We start from the raw sequence: 19,013 nt of genomic DNA, 5'->3' as shown, positions 1-19,013 counted from the left end.
GAGGCTCAGTGGTCCGCACTGGCCCCATCTTGCCGCTTCACATCACCAGTGGTGGTGCCAGCGATGGTGATAGAACGGTGCGCCGTAATAGGCGTAGGCCGGACGCACGACGCGGCGATAGCGGTACCCGTAATCGGCCGGAGCATAACCCGTGCTGTAGTAGGTCGTGGTGTAGCCGCCCCAGGGATACGGTTCGTAGCCGCCGTAATACGCCGGTGCGTAGCCGCCGTCGTAATACCCGCCGTAATAGCGGGGGTACCCGTAGTAGTCATAACCCGGACCATACGCGTAAGCGGAAGAGGCTAGGCCGCCAAAGATGGCGCCTGCAATCAATCCGCCTGCCAGCGCTGGACCGAAGCCGCCACGCCATCGGGCTTCCGCGGGCGTCGGTGCTGCCACGGCGCTCACGCCGAGCGTGCCGACGGTTGCCAGAACCAGCGCGGTCCTCTTCATGTGCTTTCCTCCTCGTTGGTGTTGTGCTGTCGGGCCAACATCAACGACGGGCAAAAGTTGCAAAAAGTCGCAAGCGTGCGTTCGGGAGAAACCAAAGAGTCATGAAGATAAACGCGCGTTCATCTCGATGCCTGCGCAGCTCCCGATGGCGGCTTTGTGGCTGATCGCGATGGTTGAAGAGACGGGCACATCCGCTGTTCCGCAGGTGGCGCTTGTTCCCCGGACTGCGACGGTTTAGCGCACGCGAAAGGCGCTACTCGGAGACCAATCCCGTCCTGCGCCGCAAATCCGTGATCGCGCGCCAAAAGCTGTCGGCCGGCGTCGTTTCCGGATCGATCAGTCGGTGCAGGCGAAAGCCGTCTTCGAGGGCCAGCACGACGGAGGCCATCCAGGGCGGGTTCAGCGTGTCGCCCCTGGCGCTGTTTTTCAAGGTCGCCTCGATGATATCGGCGGTCAGCTTGCGCCGCGCGCGCAGACGTTTGGCGAGCTCCGGGCGGCGCTTCTCGGCACGGGCGACGAAGAGGATCATTTCCATGTGCAGCAGCGGCGAGCGGCCGAGCGGATCCTGCCTGCCGCGGTCCATTGTCTTCAAGGCGGCGATGAAATCGTCGAGGTTTTTGTGCTGGGCAAGGATCTCCATATTGCGCCGGATCGATTGCTCGACGTGATCCTCGAGCATGGCGAAGATCAATTCGTCCTTGCTCCCAAAGTTCGAATAGAACGCGCCGCGGGTGAAGCCGGCTTCCGCCGCGATCGCCTCGATGCTGGCGCCACCGATTCCGTCTTGCTCGAACACGCGCGCGGCCGCCTCGAACAGCTTGTCGCGCGTGTCGTCCCTGGTCGGCCTGGTTCTCACCCTTGACATCGGGCCAGTTTAGGGCACAATGCAACTCGATACAACAATGTATCGAGTTGATAATATACAGGGATGGTTACGCTGGGGCTTCGGGGCTGCCTCGCGTATCGTGTCATGCGGCAACCGATGTGAGGTCCATCATGAACGAGCAAGCGCAACCCGCAGGCGATCCGCTGTTCAATCCGCTGGCGCCGGACTTCATCCGCAATCCCTATCCGCACTACGACCGGCTGCGCACGATCGATCCGATCCACGAGACGCCGTTCGGCCAGTTCGTCGCCAGCCGTCACGCCGATGTCAGCCTGGTGATACGCGACAAGCGTTTCGGCAAGGATTTCGTCGAGCGCACGACGCGCCGCTACGGACCCGACATCATGAAGGAGCCGGTGTTCCGCAGCATGGGCAACTGGATGCTGCAGGCCGATCCGCCCGATCACACCCGCCTGCGCGGCCTTGTCGTGAAGGCCTTCACCGCCCGCCGCGTCGAGGATATGCGGCCGCGCATCCAGGAGATCGTCGACCAGACCATCGATGCCGTGATCGACCGCGGCCAGATGGACCTGATCGAGGATTTCGCCTTCCGCCTGCCAGTGACCATCATCTGCGACATGCTCGGCATCCCCGAGGATCATCGCGAGGTCTTCTACAAGAGCTCGCGCGAGGGCGGGCGGCTGCTCGATCCGGTGCCGATGACGCCCGAGGAGATCGCGAAGGGCAACGCCGCCAACATGATGGCGCAGATGTACTTCCAGCCGCTGTTCGAGCTGCGACGTCGCAATCCCGGAGCCGACCTCATCACCCAGCTGGTGCAGGCCGAGGAGGACGGCAACAAGCTCACCAATGAGGAGCTGACCGCCAACATCATCCTGCTGTTCGGCGCCGGCCACGAGACCACCGTCAATCTGATCGGCAACGGCCTGCTGGCGCTCCACCGCAATCCGGACCAGCTCGCGCTCCTGAAGGCGCGGCCAGACCTGATCACCAACGCGATCGAGGAGTTCTTGCGCTACGATTCGTCGGTGCAGATGACCGGCCGCGTCACGCTGGAGGAGATCGACGATCTCGGCGGCAAGCGGATCCCCAAGGGCGAGTCCGTGCTCTGCCTGCTCGGCTCGGCCAATCACGATCCGGCGGTCTATCCCGATCATCCTGATCGGCTGGACATCACCCGGCCCAATGTCCGGCCGCTGTCGTTCGGCGGCGGCATCCATTTCTGCCTGGGGGCCCAATTGGCGCGCATCGAGGCCGAGATCGCCATCGCAACGTTGCTGCGGCGGTTGCCCGATCTGCGCATCGACGACGTCGAAAATCCGGCTTGGCGCCCGACCTTCGTGCTGCGGGGCCTGAAGCACCTGCCGGCGAGCTGGTGACACCGGGGCGCGTTAACCTCCGTGCGCAACAGTCGCTGTGACTTCGCCACACTTCGCTTTATATAAGGGGAAGTTCCGGCGCGCCTGAAGCTTGGTTGTAGGCTTGGGTTTGACCCGGGTGCCGGCTTGGCCGAGGGGAGACCCGTGCAGACGACGCTGCTCGGATTGGCGATTGCCTTTATCTTAGCGCTGCTGGCCGCGCTGATCGGGCCTTATTTCGTCGACTGGAACCAGTTTCGGCCCCAGTTCGAGGCGGAAGCGACCCGGATCATCGGCGTGCCGGTGCGCGTGGCGGGTGAGCTCGATGCGCGGCTGCTGCCGGCGCCGACGCTGCGGCTCCGCTCGGTCACCTTCGGCGGCAACAACGATCTCGGCCGGCTGCGCGCCGACAAGCTCGACGTCGAGTTCAGCCTGAGCTCCCTGATGCGCGGCGAATGGCGCGCCACCGAGCTTTCGGTTGGCGGCATGGCGGCGGATCTCGGCCTCGACGCCAAAGGCAAGGTCGATTTGCCGTCCACCGCGAGCGGCACCTTCAACCTGGCTTCGCTCGCCATCGAACGGCTGAATCTCACCGGCCGCATCGCGCTTCACGACGCCGCCAGCCGCTCGACGCTGGAGCTCAACGACATCGTCTTCTCCGGCGACGTGCGCTCGCTCGCGGGCTCCGTGCGCGGCGACGGCAATTTCACCGCCGCAGGCGTGCGTTATCCGTTCCGCGTTTCCTCGGGGCCGAGTCCCGACGGTAGCGCCACCCGTTTGCATCTCAATATCGATCCCGGCGAGCGCGCCATTCTGGCCGATCTCGAAGGCGTGCTCGCCTTCGACAACCGCCTGCCGAAATTCGACGGCGCGCTGACGCTGGCAGTGCCGCCACCGAAGAAGCCGGGCGAGGCCGGACCGACGCCCTGGAAGGTCACCGCAAAACTCAAGGCCGATCCGGCCGGTGCCAGGTTCGACCAGATCGAAGCGAGCTTTGGCCCCGAGGATATCGCGCTGAAGCTCGGCGGCGTCGGCGATCTCAGGTTTGGCGCAGCGCCGCTGCTGCGCGCAGTGCTGTCGGCGCGGCAGGTCGATGCCGACAAGCTCGCCGGCCGGGGCGATGCCGAGCCGCTGCGCATCCTGCCGGCGCTTCGCGCGGGCCTCGCCGCGATCCCGCAGGCGCCGATCCCGGCGCAGATCGAATTCAACTCCGACCAGATCATGCTCGGCGGCCGCCCGCTGCAGAACATCACGACCGAGCTTCAGACCGACGGGAAATCCTGGACCTTCCAGCGGCTCGAGCTGCGCGCGCCCGGCATGACGCAGCTTTCGCTCAACGGCGCGACGCCCGGCGCTGACAGCTTTAGCGGCCGCCTCAGCGTCGAGTCGTCCGATCCCGATACGCTGGTCGCCTGGCTTCAGGGCCGCAACGAGGTCAACCGCCGCAGCACGCGGCCGCTGCGCCTTGCCGGTGACGTGACGATCGCCGCCAACCATCTCGCCATCGACAAATTGAAGGCCGATGTCGAAGGCGGCGCCGTCGAGGGCCGCATTGCGTTTGCGCAGACCGGCGCCAGCAAAGGCTCGCGGATCGATGCCGATCTCAAGGCCGATCGTCTCGACCTCGATGCCGCCGCGAGCTTTGTCCGAGCGCTCGCGGGACCGCAGGGCGAATGGCCGGAGGAGGCAAAACTCTCGCTCGACATCGGGCGCGCGATCTCGGCCGGACAGGAGCTGCGGCCGTTCGCGGCCAAGCTCGGCTACGGTCCGACCTCGCTGTCGCTGGAGCAGTTGCGGTTCGGCCAGGCCAGTGGCGTGACCACGGAAGCGAGCGGCAGTTTTGATCGCACCAGGGCCACGGGCAAGCTCGCGCTGAAATCCTCCGCCAATTCGCTGCGCGATCTCACGGCGCTGCTGGAGCCGATCGCACCTGCGCTGCGTGCCCGCTTCGATGCGATCGCGCCGCTGCCGGGCGCGACGCGTCTGAAGCTCGACCTCAGCCTCGACAAGAACGCCGAGCACGCCGATCGCAGCGACGCCCGCGCCGTGCTCGACCTCGATGCGCCGCAGCTCAAGGCCACCGCGACGCTCGCCGCGCAGACGCCGGTGGCCGCGGTCAACGGCATCGACATCGACAAACTGCGCAACAGCGACTTCACGCTGGACTCGAAACTGTCGGCGCCGCAAGCGAGTGCGCTGACGGCGCTGTTCGGCCTCGATCGCATGGTCGCCGCAGGCGAGGGCACCTCGCAGGTCGAAGGCAGCCTGAGTGGCGCGTGGCGCCGGCCGTTGCAACTGAACGCCAAGATCAACGGCGGCGGGCTGGATGCGGATGCGCAAGGCAGCGTCGAATTGTCGGCGCCGGAGCCGAAGGCCAGCGTGAATCTGCGCGTGCGCAACGCCAATCTGGCGCCCTTGTTCGGGACCAGCCCGGCCGACAAATCAGCACAGAATATGAGCCTGTCCTCCCGCCTCACACTATCGGGCAATCGCCTGACCTTCGACGATCTCGACAGCACTGCTTTAGGCTCGCATCTGCGCGGCCATCTCGCCATGACGTTCGATCAGGAGAAGCGCTTAGACGGCGAAGTCGGACTCGATACGCTCGATCTGGCACCCGCGCTCGCGCTTGCCGTCGGCGCCGCCGGACGTGACGCCGGCGAGCCGTTGAGCGCAGGCCTCGTCAGCGGCTGGCGCGGCCGCATCGCATTCCAGGCGCTGCGCGGCAGCCTGCCGGGCGGAATCGAGATGCGCCCGTTCAGCGGCACGATCAGGGGCGATGGCCAGTCGCTCGCGCTCGATGCGCTCAAGGGCGGCGTCGGCGGCGGCGAGCTGACCGCAAGCCTCGATGCGCGCAACGGCGCCAACGGTCTGGCGCTGAACGCGCGTCTCGATCTCACCAATGTTGATGCCGCCTCGCTGCGCTACCGCGATCTCGCTTTGCCGAAGGGGCGCGCTTCGGTGCAGATGACGCTGACGAGCCAGGGCCGCAGCGTCTCGGCTCTGACCGGCGCGCTTGCCGGCAACGGCACGGTGACGCTGGACTCGGCCGAGATCAGCGGCCTCAATCCGCGCGCCTTCGAGATCGCCATCCGCGCCAGCGACGGCGGGCAGGTGAGCGACGACAACCGATTGCGTCAGCTCGTCGAGCCGGCATTGTCGGCCGCCCCCATTGCTGTCGCCTCGGCGCAGATCGCCTTCACAATCCGCGACGGCCGCCTGCGCGTCGGCGCGACCCCGCTCGAGGCCAAGAACGCCCGCGCCATCGTCTCCGGCGGTTACGACATTCCCGCCGACCAGGCCGACATCCGCGCCAGCCTGACGCCGATCATGACCGGTCTCTCCGGCGCGCCGCCCGAGATCCAGCTGTTTGCGGCAGGCCCACCCGACAAGCTCAGCCGCACCGTCGATCTCACGCCGCTGTCGTCGTGGCTTGCGGTGCGCACGATCGACCGCGAGACGCGAAGGCTGGATGCGATCGAGCGCGGCGAGCCGCCGCCGGCGACCGCCGCGCTGCCGACGCTGGTCTCGCCCGAGCCTGCGCCCGAGCCGGCGCTGACCGACGTGCCGATGCCAGGCCGCGATCCGCGCCGCCCGCCGCCGAAGGTGAGGGTTGAGCCCAAGGCCGCACCGACGCCGAAGGCGCCGCTTGCCGCGCCTGCCGTGCCGGGCCCGCCGCTTGCGAGCCAGCAGGTCGCGCCCCTGCCGCCGCCGATCGACGTGCGGCCCGCCCCGGGCCCGCCGCCGGCAAAGCCCCGGCCGAAGCCGCCGCTGGTCCTGACGCCGCAGAATCCGTAGAGCGAAGTTGATTTGGTCAGACTAAGCCCCGGGGCTCTCAACCTCTCCCGCAAGCGGGAGAGGGAGCGCACCGGCAACGTTGCGCAGTGGTAAACGCGTTCGCTCGCATTTGAATGATTTTTCCTCAGCAAAACTGAACTGCCGATTTTACTGGATTCTCGCGTTTGGTCTCTAGCTTGGTTCCCAGAGGAATCCGGCGTCATGCCCACACAGGCAGGATGGCTCACCAAGAACTGGGGTATCGAGATGAACGGGGCGACATCGCTTCTGCAGGATCTGGACGACGCAATCGCGCGCGGCACCGATGAAAGCCGGGCAAAGGCGTTGTGGCATGCGACCGATCTGTTGATCACCGGTCGCTACGTCGACGACGAGATCAGCATGTTCGGCGAAGTCATCGGCAGGCTTGCCGACGAGATCGAGGTCGCCGCGCGGGCGCAGCTCTCCGAGCTGATGGCGGGCTGCGATCACGCTCCGCTCAACGTCATCGAGAAGCTCGCTCTCGACGACGAGATCGAGGTCGCAGGCCCCGTGCTGCGCGACTCGACCCGGATCGACGAGAAGGTGCTGGTCGAAAGCGCCATGACCAAGGGCCAGGCGCACCTGCTCGCGATCTCCCAGCGTGATGCGATCGGCGAGGCCGTCACCGACGTGCTCGTCAAGCGTGGTAACCAGGAGGTTGTCACCGCGGTCGCCAGGAACGAGGGCGCGCGCTTCTCCGGCTCGGGCCTGCTGCATATGGTCCGCCGCGCCGAGGGCGACTCGATCCTTGCCGAGCAGCTCGGCCTGCGCAAGGACGTGCCGCGCCACATCTTCCAGCAGTTCATCTCCAAGGCGTCGGAAGATGTCCGCCGCCGGCTCGAGACCGAGCGCCCGGAGATGATGCCGCAGATCCAGAGCTCGGTGACCGAGGTCACCGGCGATTTGCAGTCCAAGTTCGGTCCGTCCTCGCGCAGCTATTTCGTCGCCAAGCGCGTGGTGACGACGCAGTACCGGCAGGGCAACCTCAACCAGGTCTCGATCTCGAACTATGCGCGCCAGCATCGTTTCGACGAGGTGCAGATCGGCCTCTCGCTGCTGTCGTCGCTGCCGGTCGATGTGATCGAGCGCGCGCTGATGGACCGCAACCGGGAGATGATCCTGGTGCTGTGCAAGGCGCTCGACTTCTCCTGGGACACGACGATGTCGCTGCTGTTCCTCGGCGCCAAGGATCATCTGATCACGGCGCGCGAGCTCCACGACAACGAGCGCGACTTCGGCCGGCTCAAGATCGAAACGTCACGCAGCATTCTGAAATTCTACCAGTCGCGCAAAAACAGCGCCGGCGCCGATCCCGCGACGGGTCGTCAGACCGAGCTCCAGGTTCACTGAACGGGACATCGAGGGAGTATTTTGCAATGTTGCCTCAATTCGGCACCGCAGTTCGCAAGAACAAGACCCTCCCCGCCGAGATCGGCGGAGCGGCTCCGGAGAAGGCCACCGTTGACGCCGCGTGGCTCGTGCTGGAAGCCGCCAACGATCTCGGCGACCACGCCGCGATCGAAGCCTGCCGCCGCGTCATCGATGCCGAGTTGAACGGCACGGTCGCCGCCAGCGCGGATACCGATCTCGTGCTGGGGTATTTCCGGTAACGACTAGCGCAGCCGGCTCATCGCACGCTCCCGGCAGCGTGTCCTAATGCCCCATCTCTACCTTTGCGCTCATGTCTGACATGATGTAGCCTCCACTTGCGGGCGCCGAAAGGCGGCCGCAGGCAATGGGGTTCGGAGCGGTCGCTATGGGCGGCGTGTCTTCCTTGCTGGTGGTTCGGCACGAGCGCACGCGCTCGGCGCGCATTGTCATTTGCACGAAAGTATCTGGAAGGCCTCCAGTGCTGCGCGCAGCGCTATCGGTGGCGCACGATTGCTGATTGCTATGTAGCGACGGCATTTACGCCGTCATCATTGAGCGCTTCATCCTGATTGGAGCCGATTATGAAATTTGATGTGCGCGTACCCTTGATCGCCGTCGCGTCCCTTCTCGCCGCCTTCGTTGTCGCTTCGGCTCAAGACAAATCTCAAGACAAGTCTCAGGACAAGCCCGCGTCGGATAATCCCGTCCATCTGCAACAGGGCTGGAGCGACGAGACCGCCGATCGCTGGCATTTCATCTCGCAGGGAACGGCGCTGATCCCTTATGAGTGGTTCGTCGCGCTGGAGCAGCCGGGGCAGCCTTCCGGGCAAACCGCACTCATCAAGGCACCCGAGAATTTGCAGCGTCTGGGTTTCCTCACCGAACCCGTCAGCACCGCCAACCCGGATGGTCTCGCCATCGGTCTCTACAGCACTCCGGTCGATCTTCCCGACGGCAGGCACGCGTGCTGGAAAGGCAACTGGCTTGGTCTCGGCTGTGCCGGCTGTCATACCGGGCAAGTCAGCTATCGCCGCCAGCAGATCCGCATCGAGGGCGGTCCGTCCCACATCGATATCGATTCATTCGTCGGACAGCTGGTCGGGTCCATCACGGCCGTTCTGCAGAATCAGGACGGAGCCGCACAGCGCTTCATGGCGCGGGTGAAGGCGCCGCCTGCCGACGTGCAGAGCGGATTGCAATGCTTCGGCGGCGTCTTGCAGGCGGCCGCGAAGTTCAACCACGTCGTTGGTGGAAACTCCGGCGATACATCGGGCGGAGCGGGCAGGCTGGACGCGCACGGCGCCGGCTTGAACCAGCTGCTGGCCGGCCCCTTCAGGCTGATGACCGACCCGTCTGACATTGGCGAGACCAGGAATTATGCGCATCTGACCGCGCCGGTGCGATACCCGGCGCTGTGGGACACGCCGCGCTTCAGCTGGGTGCTGTACAACGCCTCGATCCGCCAGCCGCTGACCCGCAACATCGTTGAGGCGCTTGGTGTGCTCGCGCCGATCAAGCATGACGCGACGATGATCACGCCCGACGTGATGCATGGGGTCCAGATGGAGAATGTCGTCTGGGGGCAGCGGAAGCTGATGGATCTACGCTCTCCGCGCTGGCCGGAAGCCATCCTCGGAGGACTTGATCAGAGGCGGGCGCTGCGCGGCCAGTTGGTCTATGCTAGCGCGTGCGCGAATTGCCACGAGGCTGCGCCTGTCGAAGCGGCCTCGGGGGCCTGCAGCGAGATCCAGGTCCCGCTGGTCGATCTCCGCAAGATCGGCACCGATCCCGAGCAGGCGACGACGTTCAACAGCCGCAAGATCGCGCTGTCGAAGATCGGTGGTCCGGATGCGATGTCCAACTACAAGGCCGCCGAGGTTCTCACCGGAAACATCGCGGCGCAGTGGATCGGTCGGTCCAAGGACAACGCGGCCAGCGCCGCCGAGATCAATTGCGGCCGTCCGAACCAGTACAGGGCGCCGCTTGCATACCGGGCAAGACCGCTCAACGGCATCTGGGCGATGGCGCCCTATCTGCACAACGGCTCGGTGCCGTCGCTCAATGACCTCCTGCTGCCGCCGGCGCAGCGACCAAAGACTTTTTATGTCGGCAATTGGGAGTTCAATCCTGATATCGTGGGATACGACATGAAGGCGCAGACGCCGGGCGCGTTCCTGTTCGATACGTCCATACGCGGCAACTCGAATGCCGGGCACGTTTACGGAACGGATATGACCGAGGACGACCGCAAGGCGCTGATCGAATATTTCAAGACGCTCTGAGCGGCCGGTTCAGTCCTTGCGGCAGGTGAAGCAATAATACGGGCAAGTGCCGTCGGCGAAGGACGCATGCAGCTGCGTGCCCGGAATGCCGGCGAACTCGTGCGAGATGCCGAGCAGCATCCGGGGCACGATCTCGTCCGCCAGCGCGATCCGCCGCGCGCCGTCGAGCTCCAGCGCGCGCGCAACATTGGCGGTGATGTCGTCCTCCCTGACGAGGCGCAAGCGCGACTGGGCGAGGGACTCGCGCGGATACACGTCCTTCGACCGGTCTTCGAAGCACGCCATCAGAAACGCGCCGCCCGGCCTGAGCACGCGGTGGACCTCCTCCAGAAAGCGCCCCATGTCGCCATAATGCTGCGCGCTCTCGACGTTGACTACGACGTCGAAACTCTCATTCGCGAACGGCAGGCTGAGCGCGTCGCCGACGCGGAATGCGAGATTGTCCTGGCCGGCATAGCGCGCCTTGCTGAAGCGGATCGCCGGCTTGCAGATGTCGAGCCCGGTGTAGCTCTTCGGGTGGAGACAGCGCGCGATGTAGGACGCGCCGCCGCCGCGGCCGCTTCCGACCTCCAGCACATCCTTGCCCTCGATCGCGGCCCCCGAGGCGACATGATGATAGAGCTGGATCGCATAGCGATCGGGCTCGTCGGCGGCTTGAAGCGCGACCTGCTCGCCGTTCAGCGAGGCATAGCCGTAGTTGAGGAATCGGATCGCGGCGTCCCTGTCGAGATTGCTCAGCAGGGAGTACCAGGCGTTGGTGAAAAGGTGGCGCGCGGCGCGCGAATAAAACAGTTTTACGACGGCCGAATGGATCGGGTTTGCCGCTGTCGGATACGGATCCTGCTTCACGGATGAATACTCTCGCGCGAAAATGGGGAACGCTTCCACCTTGAAGCATGGGCCAGCGCCTTCGATGCGTCAATAATGGCGACGCTTGCCTGCTACGATTGACTTCATTCCGAGGGGGGATATACTTTAGGTTTAGTACAATTAATGCTGGACTCCGCGTGATGACTGGGCATGTTGCTGCCTGGTTGGAGAAGGTCGGCCTCCCTCAATACCAGAAGTCCTTTTCCGACCACGGCATTGATTTCGATATTCTTTCCGAGATTACGGATCGCGATCTCGTGACCATGGGCGTCGTGCTTGGGCACCGGCGCAGGCTGTTGCGTTCGATTGCCGAGCTCGATGTTCCCGCGCGTCAGCTTGCACCGAAGATCGACGCGGGTGCCGAGCGCCGACAACTCACGATCATGTTCTGCGACCTCGTCGGCTCGACTGCGCTGTCGCAGCAGTTCGATCCCGAGGAGATGCGCGAGATCCTGCAAGCCTATCGTGAGGCCGCGACCGCGGTCATCGCGAGCTATGACGGCATCGTCTCGCGATTGGTGGGCGACGGCATCCTGTCCTATTTCGGCTATCCGTCCGCTCACGAGGACGATGCCGAGCGCGCGGTCCGCGCCGGGCTCGAGATTACCGCGGCGGTCCAGGCCATCGACGTGCAGCCGGGCTTGCGGCTGGAGGTGCGGATCGGGATTGCGACCGGGCTCGTCGTCGTCGGCGATCTCTTTGCAAAAGGCGCCTCGAGCCGGCTCGAGGTGATCGGCGAGACGCCCAATCTTGCGGCGCGGATGCAGGCCTTCGCCGAACCCGGCACCGTCATCATCGCCTCCTCGACGCGCCGGCTGCTCGGCAATCTGTTCCAGCTGCGCGAGCTCGGCACGCGCACGATCAAGGGATTCAGCGAGCCTGTCGAAGTCTCGGTGGTGGAGCGTCCATCGCCGCTGGCGAGCCGCTTCGAAGCCTATCGCTGCGCAGGCCTCGCCGGCTTCGTCGGCCGCGAGCACGAGCTCGACCGGCTGGCCGAGTGCAAGCAGCGGGCCTGGCGCGGCCAGGGCCAGGTCGTGGCGATTTCCGGCGAGCCCGGCATCGGCAAGTCGCGGCTCGCGGCGCATTTCCTCAATGAGCGGATCGCGGCGGAGCCGCACATCCGATTGCGCTATCAGTGCTCGCCGCATCATCGCGCCAGCGCGCTCTATCCTGTCATCGCTCAGCTGCAGCGGGCGGCGAAGCTCGGCGCCGGCGCCGGCAACGCACAGCGGCTGCGCAAGCTCGAAGCGCTGCTCGGGCGCAGCGATCTGAAGACGCCGACGCTGGTGCCGCTGTTTGCGGATCTGCTGTCGATCGCCACCGACGGACGCTATCCGCCGCTCGACTGGACGCCGCAACAGCTGCGACGCAACACGCTTGCCGCGCTGATCCAGCGCTTGCAGCGCCTGTGCGCCGAGGCGCCGGTGGTCTGCATCGTCGAGGATTTGCATTGGGCCGATGCGACCTCGCTCGAGCTGCTCGGGCTCGCGGTCAGGCTGGCCGACCAGCTTCGCCTGCTGCTGGTCCTGACGTTCCGCGACGAGTTCACGCTGCCATGGATGGGCCCGGCGAATTTGACGACGCTGGAGCTCGGCCGGCTCAAGGAGACCGATGTCCAGCATATGATCGCGGACGTGATCGGAAGCCGCGCGGTCCCGTCCGAGCTGGTCACGCAGATCGCGACACGGACCGACGGCATCCCGCTGTTCGTCGAGGAGCTGACGCGGACCGTGCTCGAGATGGGCGTCCTCGAAAAAGGGGCGGGCGGCCGCTACAGGATGGCCGGCAGCCTGCCGCGCCTGTCGATCCCCACGACGCTCCAGGATTCGCTGATGGCGCGGCTCGACCGGCTCGGGCCGGCAAAGGAGGTCGCGCAAGTGTGTGCCGTCATCGGCCGCGAATTCTCCGACGTGCTGCTGCGCGCCATCGCCGACAAGGACGATGCCGAGCTCGATGCCCGGCTCGCCCAGCTCGAAGCCGCCGAATTGATTTTCCGCAGCGGGTCCGCGCCCGAAGCCGTCTACGCGTTCAAGCACGCGCTGGTGCAGGACACCGCCTATGAAAGCCTGCTCAGGAGCAGCCGGCGGCGACTGCACGAGCGGATCGCAGCCGTGCTCCAGGAGAAATTCCCGGACGCCGCCGCGGCAGCGCCCGAAATCGCCGCGCATCATCTCACGCAGGCCGGTCTCGTCGAGGACGCCGTCGAGTGGTGGGGCAAGGCGGGCGATCGGTCCTTGCGCAGCTCGGCCTATCCCGAGGCGATCGCGCATCTGACCAAGGCGATCGGTCTTGCGGAAGGCTTGAGCGAAACTCCGTCCGGACAAAGCCGGCGGCTGCAATTGCAGATCGCCTATGGCAACGCGCTGATCGCCACGCGCGGCTATGGTGCGCCGGAGACGTCTGTCGCGTTCGCACGCGCCCGCGAGCTCGCCTTCGGCCTCAAGAGCGCACCCGAACGGTTCGCCGCCACCTACGGCCTGTGGGTCGGCAGCCTCGTTCGCAGCGAGCTCGGATCGATGCGGGAACTGGCGCAGGCCTTCCTGCACGATACCGCCGACAGGCCCGACGCGCCGGAGGCGGGCGTCGCCCATCGCGTCTGCGGAATGACGCGCTGGTTCGAAGGCAATTTCGTCGACGCCAAGCAGCATCTTGAGCAGGCGCTCACGATCTACCGCGACGAGCACGATCGCAATCTCGCCTTCCTGTATGGCCACGATTGCGGCATCGCGGCTGCGATCTACCTCGCCCTGGTGCTGTGGCCGCTCGGCGAGGTCGATCGCGCCGAGCAATTGGCCCAGGAAGCGATTCGCCGCGCCGCCGAGAGCGGCCATATCGCGACGATGGTCTACACGCATTTCCACAAGATCGTGCTCGAGGCGGTGCGCGGCAATCCTGAGTGCGCCAGGCCGCATGTCGATGCCGTGATCGAGCTCAGCCGCGAGCACGGCCTCCTGCTCTACACGCGGGCCGGAAAATTCTGGAACGGCTGGATCCGTTGCCGCCTGGGTGAGCGCGCGGCCGGGCTGCAGGAGATGGAAGACTCCATCGCGCTGCCCTTGGTTGGGAAGATGGCGACCGGGCTCTACGTGCCCTTGACCTGGACGCTGCTCGCGGAAGCAAAGGCCGGCGAGGGGCAGTTCGACGAGGCGCTCGCGATCCTCGACGAACAGCTCGTCGAGGTGGAGCGGACCGGACAGGAGTGGTTCACGCCGGAGATCCAGCGCTGCCGCGGCGAGCTGCTGCTGCGCAAGGACCCTATCGATATCGTGGCTGCGGAGGCGGCGTTCACCCAGGCCATCGAGACCGCGCGGGCGCAGCAGACCGCCACGTACGAGCTGCGTGCAGCACTGTCGCTTGCGAAACTGTATCAGGCGAGCGGAACGGATGCGCAGGCGCGCAGCGTGCTCGGTCCGGTGATCGGGATGTTCACCGACGCACAGGAGTTGCCGGAGATTTTCGAAGCACGGGCGGCCATGGAGCGCTCCAGCAAGACCAGCCCATGCGCAAACCCATGCGACTGAAAACGTTTTTGTACTTTGCCGATTTCGTGTTCTATCCACTGGCAAGCGTTGCACTGGTCGCGGTCGCGTTGCTCTTGAAGGAGCCGCTGCGCTGGGACGAAGCCGCCCTCGGCTTTGCATGCGGGTTGTTGCTCTGGAGCCTCGCCGAATACGTCATTCACCGGTTCGCACTTCACGGTCCGGCTTATCTGGCCACCTTGCACGATATGCACCACTCCGATCCGCGCGCGCTGGTCGGCTCGCCGCTGTGGCTGAGCCTGGGATCGATCTGTTGCGGATCGCTGCTGCCGGTATGGCTGCTGGTCGGCTTTGGCAGCGCCTGCACCGTCACGGCGGGGCTGATGCTGGGCTACATCTATTTCGGAGCGCTTCACCACGTCATTCACCATCATCCGGTGAAGCGCGGCGGCTATCTCTGGCGCCTCAAGCGCCGCCATACGCGCCATCACTATGGCAAGCGGCCGTGCAATTTCGGCGTGGTCACCAGCATGTGGGATCGCGTCTTCGGAACGTATTGTTCCGAATGACGGCACCAATGAGCGCGTGCTGAATCCTTGTTGAAAAGTGTCTGTTGGCGAACTCGGTTCACCTCTCCCGAAGGGAGAGGTCGGATCGCATCGAAAGATGCGATCCGGGTGAGGGGTTACAGTCTCGCCGAACGCTGCGGCCCTCACCCGGATTGCTCTGGACGATGCTTCGCATCGCCAGGTGCAATCCGACCTCTCCCCGTCGGGCCCACAAGGGGAGAGGTGAACAAAGACCGGCCGCTCAGCCGCAATTCCAGATCGCGCCGATCGGCGTTCGCGTCCAGCACGGGCCGAAGCTGCCGCCATTGTAGCGGGAGCCACCAAAGCCGGGCCGGCCGAAATAGCGCCATTCACCGTCAATGTAGCGGTAATAGCTCGGCACCGGGTCGATATACCAGGGGCGCTGGTTTTCCCGCGCGTAACGCCTGAATCCGTTTTTCTGCATGAAGATCGGCTGGCTGTTGCTCAATGGCTGGCGATAGCCCGGCAGGAAGCCGTAGCCATGCCAGCTTTGCTTGGGCTTCTTGGGAGCGGCAGCAACTGGCGCGACGACCGGCAGCAGCGACAGGATGGCAGCAACGAATAGACATATGAGGCGCGACATGGGGTGACCATAGACAGTTGATCGCGGGAACGCCATTCAATTTCGGGTGGGACGCATTTGGAAATTCGCGCGAGCTCTACGGAGACGCAACGAGAGCGTAGCCGTGCGGCGCGTGATGGGTTTCGCTCCGCTCTACCCATCCTACAAACTAGATCGATGAGGTAGCCCCCATGAGCGTAAGTCAGCTTTCTCATCTGTTCCTCCTCCTCCTTCTCCGTGTCGGCGGTCGACTTCTGCCGTCATGACCTGTTGCAGGAACTGAAGAGAAACTTTCTTGAATGGATGTTCAGGTTTCATGGGCTGCATCGTGAGAAAGCCAAAAACGCGTGTTGCATTCTGCGCGAACTGGAACCATGCGTGTCGCGCCGGATCGCCGGCCGGCCAAAGGCAAACATGTCGGAACCGCCTTCGATCCTGATCGTGGAGGACGAGTATCCGCTCCAGGGCGTGCTCGAGAGCGTGCTGGCGGATGCAGGCTTTGCCTCCGACATCCTTGCGTCCGGCGAGGAGGCGATGACGGTGTTCGTCGCGCGCGGCAAGCGTCACAAGGCGCTGGTGACCGATGTTTATCTCGGTGGCAAGCTCAATGGCTGGGATCTCGCTCGGCGAATGCGAGAAAAGGATCCGGCCCTTCCGGTCGTGTACATCACGGGCAGCGCCGGCGCGGCATTGTGGACGTCACAGGGCGTGCCCAACAGCGTGCTTCTCGAAAAGCCGTTTCATCCCGAGCGGCTGGTTGCCGCACTCATGAAGCTGTGAGCTGCCGGCGTTTCATGCATGACCGCCGGAGCGGTAGATCACGACCGCTTCCCCATGATGCGTCGTGTTCTTCTCGAGCAGATATTGCGCCTTCTCCAGCACGCGCCGCGATGCGCCATGTTCGACGAAGACGAGGCCGATGAGGGAGGGCAATTTCAGCTGCGATAGCCCTATCTCTGTGAGCGCGATCGCGATCTCGCTCGCAAGTCCCTGGCCCCAGACTTCGCGCTTGAACGTATAGGCAATCTCGATCTCGTCGATGCCGTCCACGAGGATGTGCCGGATGCCCGCGCGTCCAGCGAACGCGCCGTCTTTCGTTCGCAGCGCCCACAGCCCGAAACCGTGCTGGTCCCAATGGGCCATGTTGGTCGCGAGATAGCTCTTCGTCACCTCGGCCGAGCGCACGCCACCGAGATAGCGGGAGACGTCGGGATCGAGATGGAGTGCGACGAGATCGGCGAGATGATGTTCGTTCAGCCGCTCAGCGGTCAATCGCCTGGTGCCGAAGTGGTCCATGGAGCCGATTGCGCGCTTCCGACGATTGCGATGCCGACAAAGGCCGATGATGCCATCGTGCTCCTGTTTTGCCCGACGGGTCAAGTAGCGCGTCGCCCCGTTGGCTTCATCCGGGTTACGGTCGCATGATTTTGGTGCACGCGTAAGCCATTGATTTCACAACCCCCGTCTACTGTGCATGGGGTTGTTTTCGCGGTTTTGGTTTTGAGTGAGGCTAGCCGGCCCCGAGCGCCACCGCGACGTTGTAGGTCAGAAGGCTCGCCGCATAGGCCAGCACCAGCATGTAGGCGAAGGTTGCAGCCATCCAGCCCCAGCTTCCGGTCTCGCGCCGGATCACGGCGAGCGTCGAGGCGCATTGCGGGGCGAAGATGTACCAGGCCAGCATCGACAGCGCGGTCGCAAGCGACCATTTCGTCGCCAGCACCTGGCCGATCTGCTCGGCCGCTTCCTTGCCGCCCTCGATCGCATAGACGGTGCCGAGGGCCGCGACGGCGACCTCGCGCGCCGCCATGCCCGGGATCAGCGCGACCGCGATCTGCCAGTTGAAGCCGACGGGGGCGAGCAGCGGCTCCAGCGCCTTGCCGATGATGGCGGCGAGGCTGAAGTCGATCGCGGGCTCGGTCGCGCCTGCGGGCGGCTGCGGGAACGAGGCCAAAAACCAGATCAGCACCATCATCGAGAAGATCGTTGTGCCGGCGCGCTGCAGGAACATTTTTGCGCGGGTGAAGATGCCGATCGCGATCGATTTCAGCCTGGGCATCTTGTAGTCCGGCAGCTCCAGCATGAACGGCGCCGGCGCATAGTCGCGCAGCATGAAGAATTTGATGAGGAACGAGACGGCGAGCGCGCTGACGATGCCGGCGGCGTAGAGGCCGAACATCACGAGGCCCTGCAGGTTGATGAAGCCCCAGACGTCCTTGGCCGGAATAAAGGCGGAGATGATCAGCGTGTAGACGGGAATGCGCGCCGAGCAGGTCATCAGCGGCGCGATCAGGATCGTGGTCAGCCGGTCGCGCTTGTTGTCGATCACGCGGGTCGCCATGATGCCGGGAATGGCGCAGGCAAAGCTCGACAGCAGCGGAATGAAGGCGCGGCCGTGCAGGCCTGCGCCGCCCATGATGCGGTCCATCAGGAACGCGGCGCGCGCCATGTAGCCGAAATCTTCCAGCAGCAGGATGAACAGGAAGATGATGATGATCTGCGGCAGGAACACGATGACGCTGCCGACACCGGAGATCACGCCGTTCTGAAGGAAGCTCTGCAACAGGCCGCCGGGCAGGGTGGCGTGGACGACATCGCCGAGCGCGTCGAAGCCCGATTGCAGCAGTTCCATCAACGGCTGCGCCCAGGCGAACACCGCCTGGAACATCACGAACAGGATGAGCGCGAGCACGACGAGGCCGCCGACCGGATGCAGCACGACCGCATCGATCCGCGCGGTCCAGGTGTCGGGCCGGCTCGGCAGGCTGACGCAGTCCGAGATGATGCGGTCGGCCTCGCGCTGGGTCGCGCGCAATTCGGCGACGCTAAGCGCGCGCCAGCTGTTCTCGGCAGGCTCGGCGGCGAGCTTGGCCGAGATCTCGTCGGTCAGTGTCAACAGGTCGGCCGTGCCGCCCTTGCGCACCGCGATCGAGGTGACCACGGGCACGCCGAGCTCCTTGGCGAGCCGCTCGACGTCGACGGAGATGCCGCGGCGGCTCGCGATGTCGAACATGTTGAGCACGAGGATCATCGGCCGGCCGGTGCGCTTCAGCTCCAGCAGCAGGCGAATGGTCAGGCGCAGATTGGTGGAGTCGGCCACGCACAGCACGAGATCGGGCACGGTCTCGCCGGAGGCTTTGCCGAGCACGAAGTCGCGGGTAATCTCCTCGTCCGGGCTGCGGCCGCGTAGTGAATAGGTGCCCGGCAGGTCGACCACGGAGACCTGGCGTCCAAGTGGCGTGACGAAAAAACCTTCCTTGCGCTCGACAGTGACGCCCGGATAGTTCGCCACCTTCTGCCGGCTGCCGGTCAGGGCGTTGAACAGCGAGGTCTTGCCGCTGTTTGGCGTGCCCACCAGGGCGAGATGCAGAAGGGGCAATTCCAT

14 protein-coding genes are annotated in these 19,013 nt (G+C 65.0%); 8 read left to right on the top strand and 6 right to left on the bottom strand.

The genetic code is table 11. The features are described 5' to 3' along the window. Window positions 1-42: 42 nt before the first annotated feature. Both JJC00_RS29480 and JJC00_RS29475 read right to left on the bottom strand, forming a co-directional pair. Window positions 43-453 carry a hypothetical protein gene (locus JJC00_RS29480; RefSeq protein ID WP_200469334.1) on the bottom strand — a complete coding sequence of 137 codons (411 nt, stop codon included), beginning with the start codon at window positions 451-453 and terminating at the stop codon, window positions 43-45. 253 nt (window positions 454-706) lie between these two features. After that, window positions 707-1,318, bottom strand: coding sequence for a TetR/AcrR family transcriptional regulator (locus tag JJC00_RS29475; RefSeq protein ID WP_200469333.1), 612 nt, complete (start codon window positions 1,316-1,318; stop codon window positions 707-709). A 131-nt stretch (window positions 1,319-1,449) separates the two neighbouring features. Here JJC00_RS29475 and JJC00_RS29470 point away from each other — a divergent pair, with 131 nt between their 5' ends. From JJC00_RS29470 to JJC00_RS29450, 5 genes are all read left to right on the top strand, one after another. Then, window positions 1,450-2,679, top strand: coding sequence for a cytochrome P450 (locus tag JJC00_RS29470; protein WP_200469332.1), 1,230 nt, complete (start codon window positions 1,450-1,452; stop codon window positions 2,677-2,679). Window positions 2,680-2,823: 144 nt separating this feature from the next. Then, on the top strand, window positions 2,824-6,456 hold the full coding sequence (locus JJC00_RS29465; protein WP_200469331.1) for an AsmA family protein: 3,633 nt from the start codon (window positions 2,824-2,826) through the stop codon (window positions 6,454-6,456). Window positions 6,457-6,702: 246 nt separating this feature from the next. Then, window positions 6,703-7,827 carry a DUF2336 domain-containing protein gene (locus JJC00_RS29460; RefSeq protein ID WP_200474275.1) on the top strand — a complete coding sequence of 375 codons (1,125 nt, stop codon included), beginning with the start codon at window positions 6,703-6,705 and terminating at the stop codon, window positions 7,825-7,827. Between the two features lie 26 nt (window positions 7,828-7,853). Further along, the gene (locus tag JJC00_RS29455; protein ID WP_200469330.1) at window positions 7,854-8,087 is read left to right on the top strand and encodes a hypothetical protein; all 234 of its coding nucleotides are present in this window, start codon (window positions 7,854-7,856) and stop codon (window positions 8,085-8,087) included. A gap of 342 nt (window positions 8,088-8,429) precedes the next feature. Continuing rightward, window positions 8,430-10,130 carry a di-heme-cytochrome C peroxidase gene (locus JJC00_RS29450; protein ID WP_200469329.1) on the top strand — a complete coding sequence of 567 codons (1,701 nt, stop codon included), beginning with the start codon at window positions 8,430-8,432 and terminating at the stop codon, window positions 10,128-10,130. A 9-nt stretch (window positions 10,131-10,139) separates the two neighbouring features. Here JJC00_RS29450 and JJC00_RS29445 read toward each other — a convergent pair whose 3' ends face one another. Further along, entirely contained in the window at window positions 10,140-10,979 is an 840-nt protein-coding gene (locus JJC00_RS29445; protein ID WP_200469328.1) for a class I SAM-dependent methyltransferase, read from the bottom strand. Window positions 10,980-11,140: 161 nt separating this feature from the next. Here JJC00_RS29445 and JJC00_RS29440 point away from each other — a divergent pair, with 161 nt between their 5' ends. Together JJC00_RS29440 and JJC00_RS29435 are read left to right on the top strand one after the other, a co-directional pair. Next, window positions 11,141-14,521 (top strand): ATP-binding protein, encoded by a 3,381-nt coding sequence (locus JJC00_RS29440; protein ID WP_200469327.1) that lies wholly within the window; start codon window positions 11,141-11,143, stop codon window positions 14,519-14,521. Further along, the gene (locus JJC00_RS29435) at window positions 14,500-15,048 is read left to right on the top strand and encodes a sterol desaturase family protein (RefSeq protein WP_200469326.1); all 549 of its coding nucleotides are present in this window, start codon (window positions 14,500-14,502) and stop codon (window positions 15,046-15,048) included. The genes JJC00_RS29440 and JJC00_RS29435 overlap by 22 nt, the downstream gene beginning before the upstream one ends. Before the next feature lie 241 nt (window positions 15,049-15,289). On the opposite strand, the gene JJC00_RS29430 is transcribed toward JJC00_RS29435, so the two are convergent. Continuing rightward, a complete protein-coding gene (locus JJC00_RS29430) occupies window positions 15,290-15,652 on the bottom strand; it encodes a hypothetical protein (protein ID WP_200469325.1) in 363 nt (120 codons plus the stop codon). A gap of 249 nt (window positions 15,653-15,901) precedes the next feature. On the opposite strand from JJC00_RS29430, the gene JJC00_RS29425 reads away from it, so the two are divergent. Next, a complete protein-coding gene (locus JJC00_RS29425) occupies window positions 15,902-16,411 on the top strand; it encodes a response regulator (protein WP_246773962.1) in 510 nt (169 codons plus the stop codon). Window positions 16,412-16,423: 12 nt separating this feature from the next. Here the strand turns inward: JJC00_RS29425 and JJC00_RS29420 are convergent, their stop codons facing one another. Both JJC00_RS29420 and feoB read right to left on the bottom strand, forming a co-directional pair. Then, entirely contained in the window at window positions 16,424-16,927 is a 504-nt protein-coding gene (locus tag JJC00_RS29420; RefSeq protein WP_200469324.1) for a GNAT family N-acetyltransferase, read from the bottom strand. A gap of 214 nt (window positions 16,928-17,141) precedes the next feature. Beyond that, window positions 17,142-19,013 carry a ferrous iron transporter B gene (gene feoB / locus JJC00_RS29415; RefSeq protein ID WP_200469323.1) on the bottom strand — a complete coding sequence of 624 codons (1,872 nt, stop codon included), beginning with the start codon at window positions 19,011-19,013 and terminating at the stop codon, window positions 17,142-17,144.

Source organism: Bradyrhizobium diazoefficiens (assembly GCF_016616885.1).
Lineage (GTDB): Bacteria > Pseudomonadota > Alphaproteobacteria > Rhizobiales > Xanthobacteraceae > Bradyrhizobium > Bradyrhizobium diazoefficiens_F.
This window is presented reverse-complemented; position numbering and strand designations above follow the sequence as displayed.